At 56.7% G+C, this 21,210-nt stretch carries 14 protein-coding genes; 7 read left to right on the top strand and 7 right to left on the bottom strand.

Annotated features, from left to right (window positions below):
- Nucleotides 1-229 precede the first annotated feature (229 nt).
- Nucleotides 230-1,732: an ATPase domain-containing protein gene (locus QMX93_RS22580; protein ID WP_282358035.1), complete on the top strand. Its 1,503-nt coding sequence runs from the start codon at nucleotides 230-232 to the stop codon at nucleotides 1,730-1,732.
- Nucleotides 1,729-3,399 (top strand): ATP-binding protein, encoded by a 1,671-nt coding sequence (locus QMX93_RS22575; RefSeq protein ID WP_282358034.1) that lies wholly within the window; start codon nucleotides 1,729-1,731, stop codon nucleotides 3,397-3,399. The genes QMX93_RS22580 and QMX93_RS22575 overlap by 4 nt, the downstream gene beginning before the upstream one ends.
- 16 nt (nucleotides 3,400-3,415) lie before the next feature.
- Here the strand turns inward: QMX93_RS22575 and QMX93_RS22570 are convergent, their stop codons facing one another.
- From QMX93_RS22570 to QMX93_RS22540, 7 genes are all read right to left on the bottom strand, one after another.
- Nucleotides 3,416-6,403, bottom strand: coding sequence for an RHS repeat-associated core domain-containing protein (locus QMX93_RS22570; protein ID WP_282358033.1), 2,988 nt, complete (start codon nucleotides 6,401-6,403; stop codon nucleotides 3,416-3,418).
- 138 nt (nucleotides 6,404-6,541) lie between these two features.
- On the bottom strand, nucleotides 6,542-9,430 hold the full coding sequence (locus QMX93_RS22565) for an RHS repeat-associated core domain-containing protein (RefSeq protein ID WP_282358032.1): 2,889 nt from the start codon (nucleotides 9,428-9,430) through the stop codon (nucleotides 6,542-6,544).
- A 119-nt stretch (nucleotides 9,431-9,549) separates the two neighbouring features.
- Nucleotides 9,550-9,927, bottom strand: a complete 378-nt coding sequence (locus QMX93_RS22560) for a response regulator (protein ID WP_053119909.1) — start codon at nucleotides 9,925-9,927, stop codon at nucleotides 9,550-9,552.
- 44 nt (nucleotides 9,928-9,971) lie between these two features.
- Nucleotides 9,972-11,186, bottom strand: coding sequence for a hybrid sensor histidine kinase/response regulator (locus tag QMX93_RS22555; RefSeq protein WP_053119907.1), 1,215 nt, complete (start codon nucleotides 11,184-11,186; stop codon nucleotides 9,972-9,974).
- Nucleotides 11,180-11,773 carry a chemotaxis protein CheB gene (locus QMX93_RS22550; protein WP_053119905.1) on the bottom strand — a complete coding sequence of 198 codons (594 nt, stop codon included), beginning with the start codon at nucleotides 11,771-11,773 and terminating at the stop codon, nucleotides 11,180-11,182. Before QMX93_RS22550 ends, QMX93_RS22555 begins: the two co-directional genes overlap by 7 nt.
- Nucleotides 11,770-12,603, bottom strand: a complete 834-nt coding sequence (locus QMX93_RS22545) for a protein-glutamate O-methyltransferase CheR (protein ID WP_053119903.1) — start codon at nucleotides 12,601-12,603, stop codon at nucleotides 11,770-11,772. The genes QMX93_RS22550 and QMX93_RS22545 overlap by 4 nt, the downstream gene beginning before the upstream one ends.
- The gene (locus tag QMX93_RS22540; protein ID WP_282358030.1) at nucleotides 12,603-16,094 is read right to left on the bottom strand and encodes a response regulator; all 3,492 of its coding nucleotides are present in this window, start codon (nucleotides 16,092-16,094) and stop codon (nucleotides 12,603-12,605) included. Before QMX93_RS22540 ends, QMX93_RS22545 begins: the two co-directional genes overlap by 1 nt.
- Nucleotides 16,095-16,346: 252 nt before the next feature.
- On the opposite strand from QMX93_RS22540, the gene QMX93_RS22535 reads away from it, so the two are divergent.
- The 5 genes from QMX93_RS22535 (at nucleotide 16,347) to QMX93_RS22515 (ending at nucleotide 21,122) form a co-directional block, all read left to right on the top strand.
- The gene (locus tag QMX93_RS22535) at nucleotides 16,347-16,715 is read left to right on the top strand and encodes a response regulator (RefSeq protein WP_282358029.1); all 369 of its coding nucleotides are present in this window, start codon (nucleotides 16,347-16,349) and stop codon (nucleotides 16,713-16,715) included.
- A gap of 68 nt (nucleotides 16,716-16,783) precedes the next feature.
- The gene (locus QMX93_RS22530; RefSeq protein WP_282358028.1) at nucleotides 16,784-18,073 is read left to right on the top strand and encodes a glycosyltransferase; all 1,290 of its coding nucleotides are present in this window, start codon (nucleotides 16,784-16,786) and stop codon (nucleotides 18,071-18,073) included.
- A 140-nt stretch (nucleotides 18,074-18,213) separates the two neighbouring features.
- Complete coding sequence (locus QMX93_RS22525) at nucleotides 18,214-19,062, top strand: phospholipase (protein ID WP_282358027.1); 849 nt, start codon at nucleotides 18,214-18,216, stop codon at nucleotides 19,060-19,062.
- 193 nt (nucleotides 19,063-19,255) lie between these two features.
- On the top strand, nucleotides 19,256-20,149 hold the full coding sequence (locus tag QMX93_RS22520) for a phospholipase (RefSeq protein WP_282358026.1): 894 nt from the start codon (nucleotides 19,256-19,258) through the stop codon (nucleotides 20,147-20,149).
- Nucleotides 20,150-20,216: 67 nt separating this feature from the next.
- Nucleotides 20,217-21,122, top strand: coding sequence for an AraC family transcriptional regulator (locus tag QMX93_RS22515; RefSeq protein ID WP_159811328.1), 906 nt, complete (start codon nucleotides 20,217-20,219; stop codon nucleotides 21,120-21,122).
- Nucleotides 21,123-21,210 lie beyond the last annotated feature (88 nt).

The following is a 21,210-nucleotide window of genomic DNA, read 5'->3' as shown; positions in this document are numbered from 1 at the left end:
ATTTATCCCCGTTGGGTCGCGCAGCGGCCCCTCTTCACCAAAAGCAGGGCCTGCTGCGCACGCCAACGGGGATAAATCCCCTCGCCACAAAATCCTGCCTCAGCTTTTTGCGTTCGCCGTAAACTTTCAAGAAGAAAGAGCGGAACTGCCATCACGGCCCAAGGTCAAGTAATCAGGCAGCTCAATCGAGTCAGCTGCCTCGCTTCCCCTAGTCATGAGAGGGCATTTTTTGTCTACATCTAACGAGTTGATCAGTGCAAAAGCCGCCACCGGCATTGTGGGCCTGGATGACATCCTGGCCGGTGGCTTATCGCGCGGGCATGTTTTCCTGCTGGAAGGAGAACCCGGAACCGGTAAAACCACGGTCGCTTTGCATTTTCTAATGGCCGGCGCGAAAGCCGGCGAACGCTCGTTGTACATCACGCTGTCGGAAACCGAGAATGAATTGCGCCAGGGTGCGCTCTCCCACGGCTGGGAGCTGGATGAGAACATCAAGATTTTTGAGCTGACGCCACCGGAAAGCCTGCTCAATGCCGAGCATCAGCAGAGCCTGCTGTACTCCTCCGATTTGGAGTTGGGCGAAGCAACCAAGCAGATTTTCGAAGCGGTCGAACGCTTCAAACCGACCCGCGTCGTGCTCGATAGCCTGTCGGAGATCCGTTTGCTGGCGCAAAGCTCTTTGCGCTATCGCCGGCAGATTCTGGCAATCAAACATTACTTCGTGCGCTACAACGCTACCGTACTGTTGCTCGACGACTTGACCACCGAGTCCCTCGACAAAACCGTGCACAGCGTGGCCCACGGCGTGATTCGTCTGGAAGAACTGACCCCAAACTATGGCGCCGAGCGCCGCCGCGTGCGGGTGGTCAAATACCGCGGTCAGAAGTATCGCGGAGGTTTCCATGACTTCACCATCATGGGTGACGGGTTGCATGTGTTCCCGAGACTGGTCGCCGCTGAACACCGTGGAGAATATGCACGCCTGCAGCTCACCAGTGGCATCAAAGAGCTGGACGCCCTGCTCGGCGGTGGCATCGAAACCGGTTCCAGCACACTGATTCTCGGCCCGGCCGGTACCGGTAAATCGCTTATCTCGATGATCTTTGCCGCTGCGGCAGTGACGCGTGGCGAGAAAGCTGCGTTGTTCATTTTCGATGAAGAACTGGGTTTGCTGTTCGAGCGCATGAGAAATATCGGCATCGACCTCAAGGCCCTGCAAGCGACCGGCAATCTATTGATCGAACAGGTAGACGCCGCCGAACTGTCGCCGGGCGAGTTTTCCCACCGCGTGCGACGCTGCGTCGATGAAGGCGAAATCAAGACCGTGGTGATCGACAGCATCAACGGCTATCAAGCCGCGATGCCGGAAGAAAATGCCCTGGTGCTGCACATGCACGAGTTGCTGCTGTACCTTAACCGCAAAGGCGCGGCGACGTTTATGACCGTCGCCCAACATGGTCTGGTCGGCGATATGCAAGCGCCGGTCGACATCACTTACCTGGCCGACACGGTGATTCTGTTGCGTTACTTCGAAGCCCTCGGCAAAGTCCGGCGGGCGATTTCCATCATCAAGAAACGCACCGGCAGCCACGAATCAACCATTCGCGAATACCGCATTTCCACGCAAGGCATGACCATTGGTGAACCGCTGGAAGCCTTCCAGGGCGTGCTTCGCGGCGTACCGACTTACCTCGGCGCGAGCAAACCGCTGCTGCAGGAAGATAGCTTGTGACGGTGACTACGCCGCTGGCCGAACGGGCGCTGATTCTGGCGCCCGTGGGTCGCGACAGCCAAATTGCGCTGATGATTCTCAATGAGGCAGGTTTTGAAGGGCTGATCACCCCGGATCTCGGCGAACTGTGTTCGCAACTGGAGCCCGGCGCCGGGCTGTTGTTGATTGCCGCCGAAGCCCTGCGCGGCCCGGAAATGGAAGCGTTGTTCCAACACTTGGAACATCAGCCGGCGTGGTCGGATCTGCCGATCGTGTTGCTAACCCATCACGGTGGGCAGGAACAAGGCCCCTCCTCCCAACTCAGCAACTTGCTGGGAAACGTGTCGTTCCTTGAACGCCCGTTTCACCCGGCGACACTGATCAGTATGGTCTCCGCCGCCTTGCGCGGTCGACGACGACAATATGAAGCCCGCGACCGCTTGATCGATCTGAGTGAAAGCGAACGGCGTCTGCAATCGACACTGGAAACCCTCGAACAACAGGTCGAGGAACGCACCGCGCAACTTCGCCACAACGAAGAAGCGTTGCGCCAATCGCAGAAGATGGAAGCGGTCGGCCAGCTCACGGGCGGCATCGCCCACGACTTCAACAATATGCTCACCGGGATCATCGGTAGCCTTGAGTTGTTGCGTCGGCGGCTTGCGCGCGGGCGTCTGGATGATCTCGACAGCCTGATCGATCTGGGCGTGACCTCTGCCAACCGCGCTGCCGGCCTGACCCATCGGCTGCTGGCGTTCTCTCGTCGGCAGTCGCTTGATTCCAAAGCCGTACAGATGAATACCCTTGTGCTGTCGATGGGCGAGCTGCTGCAACGCAGCCTCAACGAAAGCATCCAGCTGGACATGCGCCTGAACGACAAATTGTGGGTCGCCGAGGCCGATCCGAATCAACTGGAAAGCGCTTTGCTCAACCTGGTGATCAACGCCCGCGACGCCATGCCAGAGGGTGGCAAATTGATCGTCGAAACCAGCAATCAGGTGCTGCATCGCGAATTCACCGAGGCCTACAGCAACCTTGAGCCCGGCGATTACGTGATGCTCAGCGTCACCGACAATGGCAGCGGCATGCCGCAAAGCGTGATCAACCGCGCGTTCGATCCGTTCTTCACCACCAAACCAATCGGCCAAGGCACCGGGCTCGGCCTGTCGATGATTTACGGCTTCAGCAAGCAGTCACGCGGCCATGTCTCGATTGACAGCGAAATCGATCAAGGCACCACGGTGAAACTCTACCTGCCGCGCTTCCGTGGTGAAGAGCTGGAACAACCCGATACCGATATTCAGCAAGCGCCGGATGCAATCAACGGTGAAACAGTGTTGATCGTCGAAGATGACCCCGCCGTTCGCGTGCTGGTCAGCGCGGTTTTGAGCGAGTTGCGTTATGCCTTCGTCGAGGCCGGAGATGCCGACGGTGCTGTGCCGATTCTGAATTCGGCACAGCGTATTGATCTTCTGATCAGCGATGTTGGCCTGCCGGGTATGAATGGGCGGCAGTTGGCGGAGATTGGTCGTCAATATCGGCCGGGGTTGAAGGTGCTGTTTATCACTGGATACGCCGAACACGCGGCCGTGCGCGGCGGGTTCCTCGATCCGGGAATGCAGATGATCACCAAGCCGTTCACCTTTGACCTTCTGACGGCGAAGGTCAGGGAGATGATTCGGCAGTGACGTTTTATCTACCTGATCAGACCCTGGAACTCCTCAAAGGCACCCTTTCAGCAGAGTTGTGACGCACGGAAGTTCGTTGACGAGTTTGCCTGTCAGCAGCAGCCTGTATGTTCTTTTCTGAATCCGCGCTGGGTGTCGTGACAGTCGAAACGGCACTCACGCCAGTCCAGCCAATACCCTTCAAGACATACTCACCGCCCAATGCATTGGCCTCACTGACGACTTGAAGATTGTAAAGACCGGCCTTTATAGCACTCGGTAAATTTTCACTTCCGAGCTTAATAAGTCCTTCGTTGATAAGGGCGTTACCCTCATTGGTTATGACACCCACGGCGAGGTCGTGACCAATTGCTTTCAAACCGTTAGGAAGATCCTTCCAGTGTGCGACGAGGTCTCCATGTTTGCTTCCGTAATAACTGGCTGGAACTATCGACGAAGCGAGCACGCTCGTAGTGATGACGCCTTTGATCGCGCCATTGACCATGGGAAACACCCCTTCCGGCAAACTGTCGGCCAAAACATTCTCTAACACGCCCTCGACTACATTGTTGATCACACTGCCGCCGCTATCGACGAGTTGCGATACAACCGTGGCGTCTCCGTTATATTGAATCTTGGGACCAATGGGGCTGAACAACCTTGTGCCGAGCTCGCCGGAAAAATCTTTGGAAACACCAACCAATACGGCTAACGGGTCGGAAAATATAGCGGTTGTATAACCAATTGCGAAGCCAGGTAGGGCACCTGACGCGAACGCTACGGCTCGACCGAGACTCGAACCAGAATCGGGATAATAAGAATCATAGGCCAGCTTCGCGAGCGAACCTCCCGAGTAAGCCCAAGCCACGCCGTTTAGATTCGCTGCGAGAGGCATCAAGACGCTTTTCGAAGCGCCACTTAATACAGCGCCTGCTGCCTTGCCGGCACCGTACCTTATTAGCCCTTTTACCGCCCCGCGCGCGCCCGCAGTCAACGCGGCCTTACCATATTCAGACCGGGTAACCGGGTGGGTGACAGGCGTTTCCTCCAGCCCTTGAGCGTCGACGAAGCCGATCGGATTCCCCCCCACCATCCGATACAGATTCAACCCGTCGTGCGTACCTCCCGGATCCACACTTAGCCACCGCTGGCGCCAGGGCATGTAATAGCGAAACCCGTAGTAATACAGTCCGGTTGCATCCCGTTCCTGCCCGGAATAACGCACCGTCCGGTAACTCGCTTCGACTTTGTCGCGCCCGGCGTACCAGGCGGTACCGCCGTAAGGATAGTAACTTTCCTGGCTGATAAGCCGAGCGTCGGCATCAAGCTCCAGACTGTTGGAGTTGAGATGATTCGTCAGGGTGTAGCGAACTTGATCGTCGGGAATACCCACCGGTCGAGCTTTTTCCCAATGCAGAATCTGCACGGTGCAGCGCCCGGCCGCGACGCTGATGACGTGCAAAATTTCTTCCGGCGTTGTACGAATTTCCACCCCGGACAAGTAGCGGGTTTCATGGGTACGGGTTCGGCGGGAGCTGTAAGCCGTGCGAATTTTTCGCACGCGCTGCCCCCCGCCATCATAGATATAGCGCTCCGCGTCGTTCGGTTCTGCATTGCGAATCACTTGATCGACCTGGCGTAACTGGTCACGTCCGTTCCACAACAGGTTCTGACCTTTTTGCAGGACATTGAGATTGCCATTGCCGTCGTATCCTGCGGCGATATCACCCTCTCCCGGACGCACATCGGCCGCGGTGTACGGCAAACTACGGTTGCTATAGGCGGCGACAGCGGTGCGCTCTGTGCGCTGACCACTGTCAGCAATATGCTGCAGCGTCAGCAAATTGCCGCCGGCGTCGTAATCGAACGTCTGCTGATAGTTTTCCAGTTGAGTGGAATCCGGTGGCGATATGAACTCCGGCAACTGTGGCCCACCCAACGCGTTGACGCATTGCCGGCCACTGGCCTCGATCAGTTCATAAAGCGTGTTATAGCGGTAAGTATTGAGAGGAGCGACACGCTGATTACGGAAATAGCGGATCGGCTGGGCGGCATCGCTGATGCCGAGAAGGTTACCCACTGCATCATAGGCGTAGGTCAGTTGCTGTAGCGGCGGTTCGTTGGCAACTTGCGCGATCAAGCTGATGATCTGTCCACTTTGCGCATCAAAAACACTGCGCGTTACGACCCCGTTTCCCGCCGATTGCTGTTCGATCTGACCAGTGGCGCTGTAGCGAATGTCGCTCACCAATGAGGTATAACCGCCAGCGCCAGACAACTTCAAACAGGTTTCGAATAGCTCCCCTGCCCGGGTCTGACGCAGTAATTGTTCATTGCCCAACGCATCAATATGGCGGATCTGCTCACCCGCCGCGTTATAACTGTTACGCGTGGTCGCGCGTTCAACTTCCAACAGGACGTCGCGCCCGGCGGGATCTTCCGGCCAGTCGGGCAACTCCAGCGCGTCGAGAAACCACCGCGTCTGCGCAAGTGGCGAACCGAACACACTGCACTCATCGAGAGAACGTGTACCCGCCCCGTCATCATGACGAATCAGTTGCCCGCTAACGTTGTGCCGAGCGGATTCGGCGCTGGCGTCGGCCCACCCATAACATTCGCTGCGCCGGATCTCCTCACCCGCCTCCTGCTCAAAAAGGAACGCTGGCCGCAGCAACTCATCGTAAGCCACGCGGCGGTGATTAAGCTTCTGACCCCAGCTTTCCAGCGCTTGGCCGCTGGCGCCGGCCAGGCTCAGACGCCAACCGGCGTCAGCGTTGACCGACAGCAACGAGGTGCCGGACAAGCTGGACAAGGTCGTCTGGTTAGCAGGCTGCGTGGAGTCATTTTGAAACAGCGTAAACAGTCGGGGATCGCGGCTATGGCAGGTGCGGGTTTGCCGTTCATAAATGTTTTGGGTGATACGGGCCTGAGGCGCATCCGTCTCCGATTGCCGGCAATAGGCAACCGAGCGAACGGCCATACCGCTGGAGTCGATCACAGCGAGTGCGGGTGTGCAACGATCCATGTTCGCCATCCCTCAGGTTTGGTTCGCCCGCGTGAAACGCGGCAGGCACGAAGATCTGTGCATCCTTTATTCGCCGTTACATCGTCCACGTCAACTGTCAGAACTGTCAGGTAGAACTGGTAAAAAAAGCCAGGATAATCATCGAGGAGTCAAAGTCCCGTAACTTCGCGGCGGCTTTTCATTCAGCACGGACGGCGACGTCAACATTTTTTCAAGGCCCGATTTCATGTCTCGCTTATAGGCATTTCGCGCAATCTGAAATCCGGTGGTGACGCCAAAACTCAAGACTCCCGTTAGCGCGCCCTCACCCACCGCCTCGGGATTGGCTGTGGACTGCACTAACTGGTTTATCATTCGAGGTCCAGCGTCGAAGAAATCGCGAGCGGCCACATTACTGATTTCTTTTATTGTCGAGAACTCTGGCGCCCCGTCCTGAGCCTCTGCATAGGGCGCGTCCTCCGGAAAAAAACTGCGCGCAACACTCATGTTCATAGCGGCAGCACCTTTGGTCACGGCAGGGTAAAGCATGCCTTGGACGAGGTTTGAATCTGTTGAAACGGGAGCATCGAACACTATATTTTCAAGAATCTTCGCGGCGCCTTTTGTGATGACTACCGCCGCTATCTCAGCCTTGATTCCCGCGCCTGGAGGCACGCCCGCCCAAGCGTTGTTCGGTACGTTGGGTGCCATTTGAGCGACCCCTTCAAAACCAGCATTACCGAACAACTTAGTAATCTGTGTGATGGCCGCCATATTCGCTCCCGGGCTCAAAATTTCCTCCAGCACAATTGGCGCAACTGTGAATAACCCGCCACCGACCGCTCCCGCCGTACGCTCGAGATACCGCCGCGGATTGCCGATTTCTTCAGATTGGTTTGCACTGACCCACGAAGCGCCTGCGATCGCTCCGTTGATGACTGCTGACCCCGCCCCGACAGCAACCAGCAAACCACTTGCCGGATTCCATTTTGTCAACGCTTGGGCAAGGAGGATCTTCATGCCGGATCCCACCAGTTTCGCGCCGAAGTCCACGGCCCCGGCCCATCCCGCCGCTTTCACCGTGTCCCATCGTGACAGTCCCTGCAAATCGACATACCTCACAGGATTACCCGCGACCATGCCGTACAGATTCAAACCATCCTCGATACCCACCGGATCCGCACTGGCCCAACGTTGTCGCCAGGGAATGTAGTAACGCCGACCAAAGTAATAAAGCCCCGTTGCGTCACGCTCCTGGCCTGAGTAACGAAGGGTTCTATAGCTGGCCTGTATTCTGTTCGCTCCCGCCCACCACGCCGTTGCGCCGTAAGGGTAATAGCTCTCCTGACTGATCAGCCCTCCGTCACCGTCCAGTTCCAGAGTGCTGGAACTCAAATGATCCAACAGGTTGTAGCGATGTTGATCCGGCGGATTGTCTGCGCTTCGTACCTGCTCCCAATGCAAAACCTGAACTCGGCAACGTCCAGCCTGGACACTGATTACGTGCAGCGTTTCTTTGGGGCTTGTGCGGATTTCCAGTCCAGGCAGATAACGCGTTTCATGAGTCAGGGTGCGCTTGGACGTCACTGTGCTACGGATCTTTCGTACGCGCTGCCCGGTACCGTCATAGACATAGATTTCGGCATCATTCGCGGCCTCCTCCCGGATGACCTGATCCACTCGACGCAATTGGTTTTGCGTCCCCCAAAACAACGTTTGCCCACGTTGCAATGCCTTGAGGTTGCCATTGCGGTCGTAGCCCTGACCGATAACCTCTTCAGTCGGTGGCAAATCATTTACAAAAGGCAGGCTGCGGTTATTAAGTGCGGCCACAGCGGTACGCTCGGTTCGGCTACCGCCGTTGGCGTGGTGCAACAAAGTGTGCAAGTTGCCGCCCGCGTCGTAGTGGAAATCCTGTGTGTAGTTTTCCATTTGGTTCGCATCAGGCGGTGAAACAAACTGAGGGAGTTGAGGGCCACCGAGAGCACTGATTTTTTGTCGCCCGGTTGCGCTGATCAATTGACCCAAGGTGTCATACCCATAGGTGCTGGTAACGGCGACGCGCTGGTTGCGAAAGTACTGAACGCCAAAGGCTGCATCAGTGATTCTGACGGGGTTACCAACAGGATCGTAGAGGTAACGAAGATCCTGCAAGGGCGTGGTATTCGCAGCGTGCGTCCTCAGCATGATCAAGCTGCCGTCCGCCGGTTCGTAACAACAGATGGTCACCAAAGCATTGGCGTTGGTCTGCTGTTCGATTTGACCGGCGGCGTTGTATTGGATATCGCGAAGCAACGTAAGCAGATTACCCGAGCCCGCCATTTTCAAGCAGGTTTCATACAACTCGCCGGCCTTCGTCTGACGCAGGATTTGCTCATTGCCCTTGGCATCCGTAAGGCAAATCGGCTCGCCGATAGCATTCAGCGCTGATTTCGAAGTGGCGCTTTGCGGTTCGAGCAAAAGATCCCGTGCGTTTTCTTCACTTGGCCAGTCAGGCCGTTCCGGTGGATTGAGAAAACGCCGCGACTGCTCAAGCACTGTTCCGGACACGCCAAATTCACGGAAATGCAACGTTCCAGCCTCGTCATCGTGACGAATCACCTTGCCGCAACAATTTCTGGCAGCAGATGCCGGACTGGCATCCGCATAAGTGAACCAAGCGGTACGGCACTCTGCCTCGGAATGAGCCTGATCAAAAATTTGCTCGGGTCGCAAAAAGTCGTCGTAAACCAGACGCCTTTGGTGACCTTCCTGATCCCAGTGAAGGACGGCGTGTCCGGCTTCGGCAAGCAAATTCAGTCGGAAGCCGGCATCGTTATTGTCAGATAACAACGGGGTGCCCGAGAGGCTGTACAGCATGCGCTGACTGGCGACTTCAGAATGACGCCCCGCCATCAAGAAAAGGCGCGGATCACGTATTCGCGTCACACGCCCGGCAGGGTCAAACATTTGATGGGTAATGCGCGGCTCGGCCGGATCCGTCGGAGCGCGCCGATGATAAGCGACCTTGCGCAGCAACCGACCGCAAGGGTCAATGGCGCTGAGCACTGGTGTCTCTCGATGCATGGAGCACGACCCCGACGTGGATATCGAGGTCGTTATTGAGCAATGGTGTCAGTCAAGTCAACTGTCAGAAATTACAGGTACGCCGCCAACCGCCTTGTTTTTCAGGCCAATAGCTCCTGAATTTTCTCCTGCAGGACATCCAGATCAAACGGTTTTTCCAGAATCGGCGCCTTGCGCGTGATCGGGCTGCCGGTTTCGCGGATCTCCTGCGGGTAACCGCTGATGAAGATCACTTTTAGATCCGGTCGCAATTTGACGGCTGGCTCGGCGATCTGCACGCCGGAAATACCGCCAGGCAGCCGGAAGTCAGTGATCAGGACATCCAGATGCGGCTTGCTCGCCAGAATCTCGAACGCCTGCTCGCCGCTTTCCGCTTGCAACACGCGGTAACCCTGGCCCGACAGGTAATCGGTCAGGACCATCAAGATAACCGGTTCGTCCTCGACGACGAGTACTACATCTTGTGCATCTACGCTCATGGGAAGCCTTTGTTCGGTCAATAGCTGCTGATACGACCGTGCGGTCAATCAGAGGTTGCGTCAGATTTGCCGTTTTCCTCGATCGGCAGACAAACGCGAAACAGGGCGCCCTCGTTGATTTCACTCTCGACGACGATTGAACCGCCATGGGCGGCGACGATCTGCTCGGAAATGAACAGACCCAGCCCGAGCCCGGCGACTACCGTCTTGGCGGACACCCGTTCGAACTGTTGGAAAATTCGCTTCTGATTCTCGGCGCTGATGCCGATGCCATTGTCCTCGACTTCGATGCGCGCCTCATTGCCTTCGCGGTAAACACGCACCTTGACCGGGCTGCGACCGCCGTAGCGCAGGGCGTTGGTGATCAGGTTCGACACCACTTGCTCAATGCGAAACTCGTCCCAGTGACCTTCGACCGGCTCTGGCGCCGTGAACGATACTTCGGTTTCCGCCGCGTCGATCTGTTGCGCAAAGTTCTGCAACAGATTGCTGACTAACTGCACCAGATCGAAACGGTTCGGCCGAATCGAGAGCTTGCCGGTGCGGATGCGCGAAACATCGAGCATGTCTTCGATCAAGCGGATCAGGCTTTTGATCTGCCGCTCGTCGCGATCGACCATCGCGTGCATCTTGTCGAGGGTGAACGCCGACGCGTTGTCCCGTGCCAGGTGCATCTTGCGCAGCTGCGTTTCGAGTATCAGGCCATTGAGCGGCGTACGCACTTCGTGGGCGACGATTGACATGAAGTCATCGCGCATCCGCACCGCCTGCTCCAGCTCCGACTGAGTGCTCTGCAACTGTTGCAACAGCGCTTCCTGCTCCCGACGGGCCTGCTCCAGCGCTTCGACCTGCTGTTTCATCGCCTTGCTCTGGCGGTACAGATCGACGAAAACGTTGACCTTGCTTTTCACCGCATGGATATCCAGCGGCTTGTGCAGGAAGTCGACCGCGCCGCTCTCGTAACCCTTGAACGCGTAGTTCAATTCACGACCGGCGGCGCTGACGAAGATAATCGGGATGTTCTTGGTTTTCTCGGTGCCGCGCATCAACTCGGCGAGTTCGAAGCCGTTCATCCCCGGCATCTGCACGTCGAGGATGGCCATGGCGAATTCGTGCTGCAGCAGCAACGACAACGCTTCGTCCGCCGACAACGCTTTGTAGACGGTGCGGTCTTCGCGTTTGATCAAGGCCTCGAGCGCCAGCAGGTTTTCCGGCAGATCGTCGACGATCAGCAATTTGGCTTGAATATTACTCAGCATGCGATTCGTTCCAGCTCGACAAGCAGACGGCCGATGCCGTTAAGGGTTAGGACATGATCGGGCTGCTGAATGTTCAGCGCAGCCTGAGGCATGGTGGCGACTTGCGCCTCTTGCGGATCCTGGACAATGGTCAGGCCTCCGCGACGTTTGACTTGCGCCAGCCCGCGCGCACCGTCGTGATTGGCGCCGGTCAGCAATACAGCGGCCAGCTTCGAGCCGTAGGCATCAGCGGCGGACTCGAACAGGTAATCAATCGAAGGCCGCGAGTAATGCACACGATCCTCAAGGCTCAACGACAGGCTGCGATCCTGCTCCACCGACAGGTGATAGCCCGGTGTGGCGAAATACACGGTGCCAGCAGCAATGTCCTGCTTGTCGATCGCCTCGTGCACCGGCATGTCCAGACGCCGCGCGAAGACTTCGGCCAATTGGCTGCGACGCTCTTCGGGCAAGTGCAGCACAACGATAATCGGCAGCACAAACCCGCTGCGCAGTGGGCCGAGCACGCTCAGCAACGCCTCAACGCCACCGGCGGAAGCACCGACCACAATCGCCTCGACGCGAGGTAAAGCCACGGCCTCGTTCATGTTTTTCGGTAAATCCGTTCTTGTTTGACCAACGGCTCGAACTGATTGGCATAGCTGGAAAAATCCAGCGTCTCTTTACTGCCGAGCACCAGAAAACCACGATGGCACAGCGATTCATGGAACAGCCCGAAGGCGCGATCCTGCAACTTCTTGTTGAAATAGATCAGCACATTGCGGCAAGAAATCAGCTGGGTTTCGGAGAACACGCTGTCGGTCGCCAGGCTGTGGTCGGCAAACGTCACGTTCTCGCACAGCGTTTTGTCGAATATCGCGTAGCCATACGCGGCAGTGTAGTACTCGGCAAATGAACGCTGACCGCCGGCCTGCTGGTAGTTGGCGGTATAGGCACGGACGTTCTCCATCGAGAAAATGCCCTGCTTGGCCTTGTCCAGCGAGCGCGGATTGATGTCCGTGGCGTAAATGATCGTGCGATCGAGCAGGCCTTCTTCGCGCAGCAGTATCGCCATCGAATAGACCTCCTCACCCGTGCTGCAGCCGGCGATCCAGATTTTGATCGACGGATAGGTGCGCAGCAACGGCACTACTTCCTTGCGAATCGCGAGGAAGTGCGAAGGATCACGAAACATCTCGCTGACCGGGATCGTCAGCAGTTGCAGTAACTGCATGAACGCGGTCGGGTCGTGCAGGACTTTTTCCTGCAACGCCGAAATGGTCGCGCACTCGAACTGGCTCAACGCGTGCTGCACCCGGCGCTTGATCGAAGCGCCAGAGTAATCGCGAAAATCGTAGCTGTACTTGAGGTAGATCGCCTCAATCAGCAAACGTAATTCGATTTCGCTGTTTCGTTCGGCTGGACTGCTGCCTTCCACTAAATACGTTCCATCTTCGGTAACCACACACGAATCAGCGAGAACAGGCGATCCAGGTCAATGGGCTTGGCCAGATAATCGTTGGAACCCGCTTGCAGGCAGCGCTCCTGATCGTCCTTCATGGCCTTGGCCGTCACCGCAATGATTGGCAGCTTGCGCCAGCGCGGATCCTTGCGGATTTCAATGGTGGCTTCGAAACCATCCATTTCCGGCATCATCACGTCCATCAACACCAGATCGATGTCCTCGACTTCATTCAGTTTTTCAATCGCTTCACGGCCATTACGGCCGATCACCACGACTGCGCCTTTTGTTTCCAGAGCACTGGTCAGGGCGAAAATGTTGCGTACATCGTCGTCCACCAGCAGGATCTTGCGACCCTCGAAGACCTTGTCGCGGCTGCGCGCGGTCTTGAGCATCTTCTGCCGTTCATGGGACAACTGCGATTCGACTTTGTGCAAAAAGAGTGTGACCTCGTCGAGCAAACGCTCAGGCGAACGCGCACCCTTGATGATGATCGAGCGCGAATACTTGCGCAGATCGGCCTCTTCATCACGGGTCAGGTTGCGCCCGGTATAAACGATGACCGGCGGGAACGAGCAGATGTCCTCAGTGGCCATGCGTTTGAGCAGATCGTTGCCAAGCATGTCTGGCAGCTTCAGGTCGATGATCATGCAGTCGTAAACCGTCTCGCGCAGCCGCTCCAGGGCGTCTTGCGCCAGACCGACGGCGGTGATTTCGATGTCGTCATCACCAATCAATCGCGCGATGCTTTCGCGCTGCAAATCGTCGTCTTCAACCAACAGCACGCGTTTGACCTTTTGCGTCAGCTTCGCTTCGAGACGCGCGAACACGTCTTTCAGCTCTTCGCGAGTGGTCGGTTTGACTGCATAGCCGATGGCGCCCATGTGCATCGCGGCTTCAACGCGGTCTTCGACCGAAATCACGTGCACCGGGATGTGGCGGGTTTCGGCGCGTTCTTTCAGACGCTGCAGGACAGTGAGACCCGAGTGATCGGGCAGGCGCATGTCGAGCAGGATGGCGTCCGGAATAAACTCTTTCGCCAGGTCATAGCCTTCATCCGCGCCGTGAGCAACCAGGCACTGATAGCCCAACTCGTGGGCCAGGTCATAAAGGATATGGGCGAAATTCGGCTCGTCTTCCACCACCAGAATGCAGCGTGTGGCGAACGGAGCTTTATCGCGGTCATCGGCAAAACGCGGAATATGCACCGGGGCCAATGGCGAGACGATCGGCGCCAAAGGTACAGGCGCGGTCGGCGCTGGCGGCGTAAACGTTAAAGGTGCAGTCGAGATTTCGCCTGATTCACTGTACTGCAGCGGCAGCAACAGGGTGAACACACTGCCCTGCCCCGGCGTACTGCTGACGCTGATCGAACCGCCGAGCAACGTTGCCAGATCGCGGGAAATCGACAGGCCCAACCCGGTGCCGCCGTACTTGCGGTTAGTGGTGCCGTCGGCCTGACGGAACGCTTCGAAAATGCTTTCCTGCTGATCCGCCGCGATGCCGATCCCCGAATCACGCACAACAAACGCGATCTGGTCATTCGGCTGGCCGGCAATGGTCAGGCTGACCGCGCCTTTCTCGGTGAACTTGACGGCGTTGGACAGCAGGTTTTTGATCACCTGCTCCAGACGCTGCCGGTCGGTGAACATCATGCCTGGCGTGCCCGGCTGCAAATCGACGGTGAAGGTCAGCTGTTTGTCTTTGGCCATCGGCTCGAACACGCCACGCAGGCCATCGGCCAGACGCGCAACACTGGTGTTCTCCGGGATCACTTCAAGCTTGCCGGCCTCGACCTTGGAAATGTCCAGAATGTCGTTGATCAGGTTGAGCAGATCGTTGCCGGCCGAATAGATCGACTCGGCAAACTTCACCTGTTCGGCGCTGAGATTGTCCTGCGGGTTTTCCGCCAGCAGTTTGGCCAGGATTAACGAACTGTTCAGCGGCGTGCGCAGTTCGTGGGACATGTTGGCGAGGAATTCGGATTTGTATTTGCTTGAACGCTGCAACTCTTCGGCGCGCTCTTCGAGCTGTACCTGCGCCTGATTGAGGGCGGTGTTCTTCTCATCCATGGCGTCGCGCTGCTCGGCCAGGGTCTGCGCCTGTTCGGCGAGCTGCTCGTTGGTTTGCTCCAGCTCGACTTGCTGGGTTTCCAGATGCGCCTGGGATTCCTTGAGAATCCGCGATTGTTCTTCCAGCTCTTCGTTGGCGGTTTTCAGCTCTTCCTGCTGCACCTGCAACTCTTCGTTGAGCTGCTGGGTCTCGGCCAGCACTTCCTGCAAACGCTGACGGTAACGCGCGGCCTCGATGGAGGTACCAATGTTGCCGGCGATCAACTCCAGCAATTCGATGTCGCGGTCATTGAGCGGGCGCAGGAAACCGAGTTCGATCACGCCATTGACCCGATCATCATCGCTGGTCGGCACCACCAGCACACTGTGCGGCAAACCCTCACCCAGCCCGGAGCTGACTTTGAAATAGTCGACCGGCACTGAATCCAGACGGATCAGACGCGACGTTTGTGCCACTTGGCCCACTATGCCCTCGCCACTGTAGATCGATTGATCCTGTTCTTCCTGCTCGCGGGAGAAGCCGTAAGTGGCCACGCGTTTGAGCCCGCCGTGTTCTTCACGGACATAAAGAGCGGCTACGGCGGTACCGAGGTATTGCGCGCAGAACTGCAGAATGTTGCGGCCCAGCAGATTGAGGGTCAGTTGCCCCAGCACTTGCTCGGCCAGTTCGGTCTGACCGTTGCGCAGCCATGCCTGCTGCTCCAGACGTTCGGCGCTGGCCTGTTGTGCGGCGAGATTGGCGCTATAGTTTCCCGACAACGTCATCAGGTCACGACGGCCAATGTAGGCCAGCAAACCACTGATACCGGCGATAAACAGCAGGTACAGGCTTATGCTCCAGATCGTCGTACGGCGCACGTCCTCATTACGCGTAGTGCGCAGGACTTGCTCGGTTTCAATCACGTCTTCGAATTGCTTACGGATTTCGTCGGTCAGGCGCTTGCCCCGCCCAGCCTTCACCGCGCCCCGATAATCGCCGCTGGATCGCTGCAGATCGATCATCGATTGCGCGTAATTGGCCCATTCAGTCTGCAAGGCCTCCAGCCTGCGCAAACGATCGGTTTGCACCGGGTTGTCGATGGTCAGTTCGGTCAGGGTTTTCAGCGCTACGGCAATGCGCGGCTTGGCCGTCTCGTACGGATCAAGGAAATGCTCGTCACCGCTGAGCAGGAAGCCGCGCATGCCGGTTTCCAGGTCAACGGTGAGTTTCACCGCTTCGTTGGCGTTATTGATCACCCGGTCGGTGTGTTCCACCCACTGGATGACCGACAGCAAATAAGTGATCAGCGACACGAAAAACACGGCACTGAGCACACCGACGCCCAGCGGCAGACCGATGTTGCGGCTCAGAAGTTTGCGAAACCGTTGCTCATCAACCGAAGACGGAGTGGACATGGGGCAGCCTTGTCGAACTGTTGAAAACCCGAGAGTTTGCCCCAAAACCCCGGCATGGATCCATTTTTCTCATCGTTTTTGGCGCATTTTTCTACATTTGCCAGCGCTATCACAGCGACCAACCGGTATCCTTGCCGCTATTCTTTTTTGTATCCGTTCGGGAACTTGTGGCTATGCGCCACTTACTCATGCAAGAGCCCGGCATTTTTGATCGACCGGCGCCCCCGAATTCACCCCTTGAGAGCCTTTATTATGCCCGCCACCTCCGCCACCATCCTTGTCGTAGAAGACGACGACATCGTGCGTATGCTCATCGTCGATGTGTTGGAGGAACTGGAATTCAGTGTGCTCGAGGCGGACGGCAGCGAGCAGGCACTGGAGAAACTCGCGGATAGCGGTCAGCACATTGATCTGATGATGACCGACGTTGGTTTGCCCGGCATGGACGGCAAGCAACTGGCCACTGAAGCGCGCAAACTGCGCCCTGCTCTACCGATCCTGTTCGCCAGCGGCTACGCCGAAACCATCGAGGTTCCGGCGGACATGCACGTGATCGGCAAACCCTTCTCGATCGATCAACTGCGCGACAAGGTCAAGGCTGTTCTCAACCCGGGCAACTAAGACCCGGGCTGGCTGTGGTTTAATTGCGCCCCGTTTTTGGCCACAGCCCGTCTCAAGGAAATACCCGCATGCACCAGCCCCACCCCACCAAAGTCCTGGTTATTGGCTACGTCTGGCCGGAACCACGCTCTTCGGCTGCCAGTGGGCACGTCATGCAAATCCTTGAAACGTTTTTGCAGCAAGGTTGGGAGATCACGTTCAGCAGCCCTGCCGGCCCTGGCGAGCACAAGGCTGATCTGGCCGAACTGGGCATTCGCGAAGTGCCTATCGAGCTAAACAGCAGCACATTCGATACCTTTATTACAGAGCTCGCGCCGGATATCGTCCTGTTTGACCAGTTCATGATGGAAGAACAGTTCGGCTGGCGTGTTGAAAAGCACTGCCCTGATGCCTTGCGCGTACTCGAGACCTCCGACCTGCAAAGCCTGCGGCATGCCCGTCATCAGCGTCTTAAAGATCGCCTGAAGGCCAGCGCCGACGAAAACGACTTCAGCGAACTGTTCGCGCCGGCGTTGCGCGAAGAGTTCGATCTGATGGCCAACACCGATCTGGCCAAACGGGAAATCGCCGCGCTATATCGCTGCGACCTCAACCTGATGATCTCTGAAGTGGAGATCCAGCTGCTGCAAGACCAGTTCGGCTTGCCGGCAGATTTGCTGCACTGGTGTCCGCTGATGATCGATCCGCCGACTGCCACGCCTCGGACTTTCGATGATCGCGAACACTTCCTGAGCATTGGCAACTTCCGTCACGCACCCAACTGGGACGCGGTGCTCTGGATGAAGTCGACCGTCTGGCCCTTGATCCGCGCGCAATTGCCCAAGGCGCAACTACACCTTTATGGTGCCTACACGCCGCCGAAAGCCACGGCGCTGCACAATCCTGCACAAGGCTTTCATGTGATGAACTGGGCAGAGGATGCGTTGCAAGTAATGTCCGAGGCCCGCGTATGCCTGGCGCCGCTGCGTTTCGGCGCCGGGATCAAGGGCAAACTGGTCGATGCAATGCTCTGTGGTACGCCAAGCGTAACCACGCCGATTGGAGCCGAAGCCATGCACGGCGATCATTCGTGGCCAGGGGCGGTCGGTGTTTCGGCACAAGCACTGGCGGATGAAGCGGTTCGGCTATACCGCGATGAGGCGCACTGGCAAAAGGCGCAATCGGCGGGATACTTATTATTAGCGGATCGTTACAAACACGCTGCGCACGGCCCGGCGTTGATCAACAAATTACTGCATTGCGCAAACAACTTATCACAACTTAGAACCAACAACTTCACTGGCAGCATGTTGCGCCACCACTTGCACAAGAGCACTCAATACATGTCGCAGTGGATTGAAGCAAAGAACTCGAAATAGCCGCAACTTACATACTTCGCATTAATCCGCTGCTTGGCGCCGCCTGCGCCAGGCTTTATAAAAACCCTGCACCTTTCGCACTAATGCAACCAGCATTAATGCGCGACTTAAATAACCCACCGATGCAGGGACGCAAACACATGAACAATTACCCAAACAAAAACTGGATGGCTGCAACACGAGAAGTTGATCGACTCACGCTTAGCGAGTTGACGCTACCCGGCACTCACAACGCCGGTTGTGACTGGCAAGCTTCCTATGCACTGATACCGGGAAAACACTGGCTTGCCTGTCAGCACCAGTCTTTCGCCAGCCAGCTGAATCACGGTTCCCGGGCGCTGGATGTGCGCTTGTGTTACGACGCCGGGGCCAAGGAGGGATTTGATCGTTTCCGCTTTCACCATAACGAATATCTGTCGTCGCGCACCCTGGAAAACCTCGTCGTACAAGTCAGCGACTTTCTGTCCGTCAATCCTGACGAGTTTATTATTCTCGACTTCAAAAACTTCAAAAATGGCAAAGGCGCGTTTGATTTCGCCTTGTTCAACAGGCTGATCGTGCAAGCGCTGGGGCCACGCATGATTCCTGCCCGCAACAAGCACCTCACGATTGGCGATCTGAAGAGAATCAGCCCGCTGCAACGTGTGCTGGTCTGTGCTCCTAGATACAGCGAGCTCGACGCCAGCCTGTTTCATGACGAAGTGCAAAGTAGATGGTCTGGGCTGTCCACCCCGAATGTCAGTGACCTACGCAATTTCATCACTGACGTGATGAGTAATCCGCCTGGCAATTACAATAACTGGACACTTTCCGCCACCTGTTACAGCGGTACGGGCGGCCCTGTTGATATACACAAAGACCTGGATTTAATGTTTGACCCGCAGACAAGTGACTGGGCGCGAAAGTGCAACATCATTAATGTCGACTTCATTGAAGAATCACAGATCGTTAACTTCTGCCGAGTCGTCAATCTGCTCAAGGGACGTTGAGCGCTATCCGAGTAACATCAAATCGCTATATTTGTACAGATATGTCAAAAGCTGGCAAAAGTGCTGACAGGCTCTACGCTGGTTCATGAAATCCGGTAAACATCGGGAAATAGCGGATGTGCAAGACCGTCACATCCGCATCATGAATGTATTGCGCCATGGAATGGTGTGATAACAACGACAAGGATGGCTCATGAACAGCATTGCAACAGGCGCACTCGACAAAAACACCTGGATGGGCAACGTACTGGATATCGGGCGGCTGAGGTTGACCGATATCGTCTGGCCCGGCACACATAACAGCGGCATGGATCGCAAAGCCCCCGATTACGACAGCGTATTCGGCAACTGGACAACCTGCCAGAACGATTCCTTTGCCTGGCAATTGGCCAATGGCGCGAGAGCGTTTGACCTTCGCCTCGGCTACACCGCTCACTGGCAACAGCCGCAGTTCTACTGCCACCACAACGGTTATTCATCCGGTCGCACCCTCGATGAACTGATGACGGCGCTCACCACGTTCCTTGATCGGAATCGCGATGAATTCATCGTGCTCGATTTTCATGAGTTGGGCGACGCTGAAAAGCCGTTCGATTTCCAGCGCTTCAATGACCTGATCATGGCGCGCCTCGGCTCGCGCGCCATATCACCCTCGGACAGCCTGCTAACCATTGACCAGTTGAAACGCAACAGCACGCAACGCCGCATCATCATGGCGGCACCTGCCAAGCGTGAGCTGGACGAGGACTACTTCTGGTTCCGGATCAAACACAAATGGAGCGGCAAACGCTTCACCGATACCACGGATCTGCAAACCCACATCCGCACGTCGCTGGAAGGCGCACCCTACCCCCTGTCACTCTGGTCGCTATCGGCGACCAGCTATTCGGTGCTCGGCGGCCCGCAGCGCATCAAGAACCACATCAACGACTGGTTTGACACCACGCGAGACTGGGTCACCCGTTGCAGCATCATCAGCACTGATTTTTTCGAGGAGTCAGACATCGTCCGCCTGTGCTGGAGCGCCACCAGCATGAAAGCGGTTTACGGCGAGGCACTGCATTCCAGAATCCAGGCAAATCCATGACACGGGTAGTAGAACCCGGGCAGAAAGGGGCATGATTGGCGTGCGATAACAAAAAAAGCGCCCAGCCATGTCCCGAACAGCCCGAGTGACCGACCCCTCTTACGAGTTGATGGATGACCACAACGGGTTGTCCATCATTTACCGCCAGCACGGCTTCCCTTGCCCATTGGTGCGTTGGCATTTTCACAAGGAATACGAACTGCACCTGATTGTTGCCAGTTCCGGCAAGGTGTTCATTGGCGACTACATCGGTAACTTTTACCCGGAAACGCTGTTTCTCACCGGCCCGAATCTGCCGCACAACTGGATCAGCCAGGTCGCGGAGGACGAAGTCGTGGAGAAGCGCGACATGCTGGTCAATTTCACAGACGATCTGTTCGAAAGCGGCAATCAGATTTTCGCCGAGCTGAAAACTCTGGCGCCGTTGCTGGAGCGTGCGCAGTACGGCATCGAATTCCGCTGCAAACGCACCATTCGTCAAGCCATGACATTGATGCAACGAATCGCTGACACCAAAGGCATCACGCGGCTCGGGCATTTTTTCATTCTGATGGAGCTGCTGGCAGCCAGTGATGACTTTCAGTTGCTGTCCGGCGCGACGACCCCGCAACTGGCTGACGAACACAACATCGATCGCACCAACCGCGCGGTCGATTATATCTTCACGCACTACGCCCGCGAGATAACACTGGAAGAAGTCGCCGAGCATCTGAACATGAAGCCGACCTACTTCAGCCGGGTGTTCAAACAGGCGACGGGGCGTAATTTCATCGAATTCGTCAATCGACTGCGCATCAGCAAATCGTGCGAGTTGCTGGCCGATGGCGATAAGCCGGTGACGGAGGTGTGTTTCGAGTCGGGGTTCAACAATATCTCCAACTTCAATCGGCGTTTTCAGCAACTCAAAGGCATGACGCCGTCGCACTATCGCCGCCTGGCGGTGCAGCGCCTGACCGAGCAAAACCACGGCTGACACCAACATTCCCTTGTAGGAGTGAGCCTGCTCGCGATTGCGGATTGTCAGCAAAGATATAAGTGACTGACACACCGCTATCGCGAGC

This window comes from Pseudomonas sp. PS01303, assembly GCF_029959385.1.
In the GTDB taxonomy this organism is placed as follows: Bacteria; Pseudomonadota; Gammaproteobacteria; order Pseudomonadales; family Pseudomonadaceae; genus Aquipseudomonas; species Aquipseudomonas rustica.
Note: the sequence above shows the minus strand (reverse complement) of the source record. Positions and strands in the feature narration are given on the sequence as shown.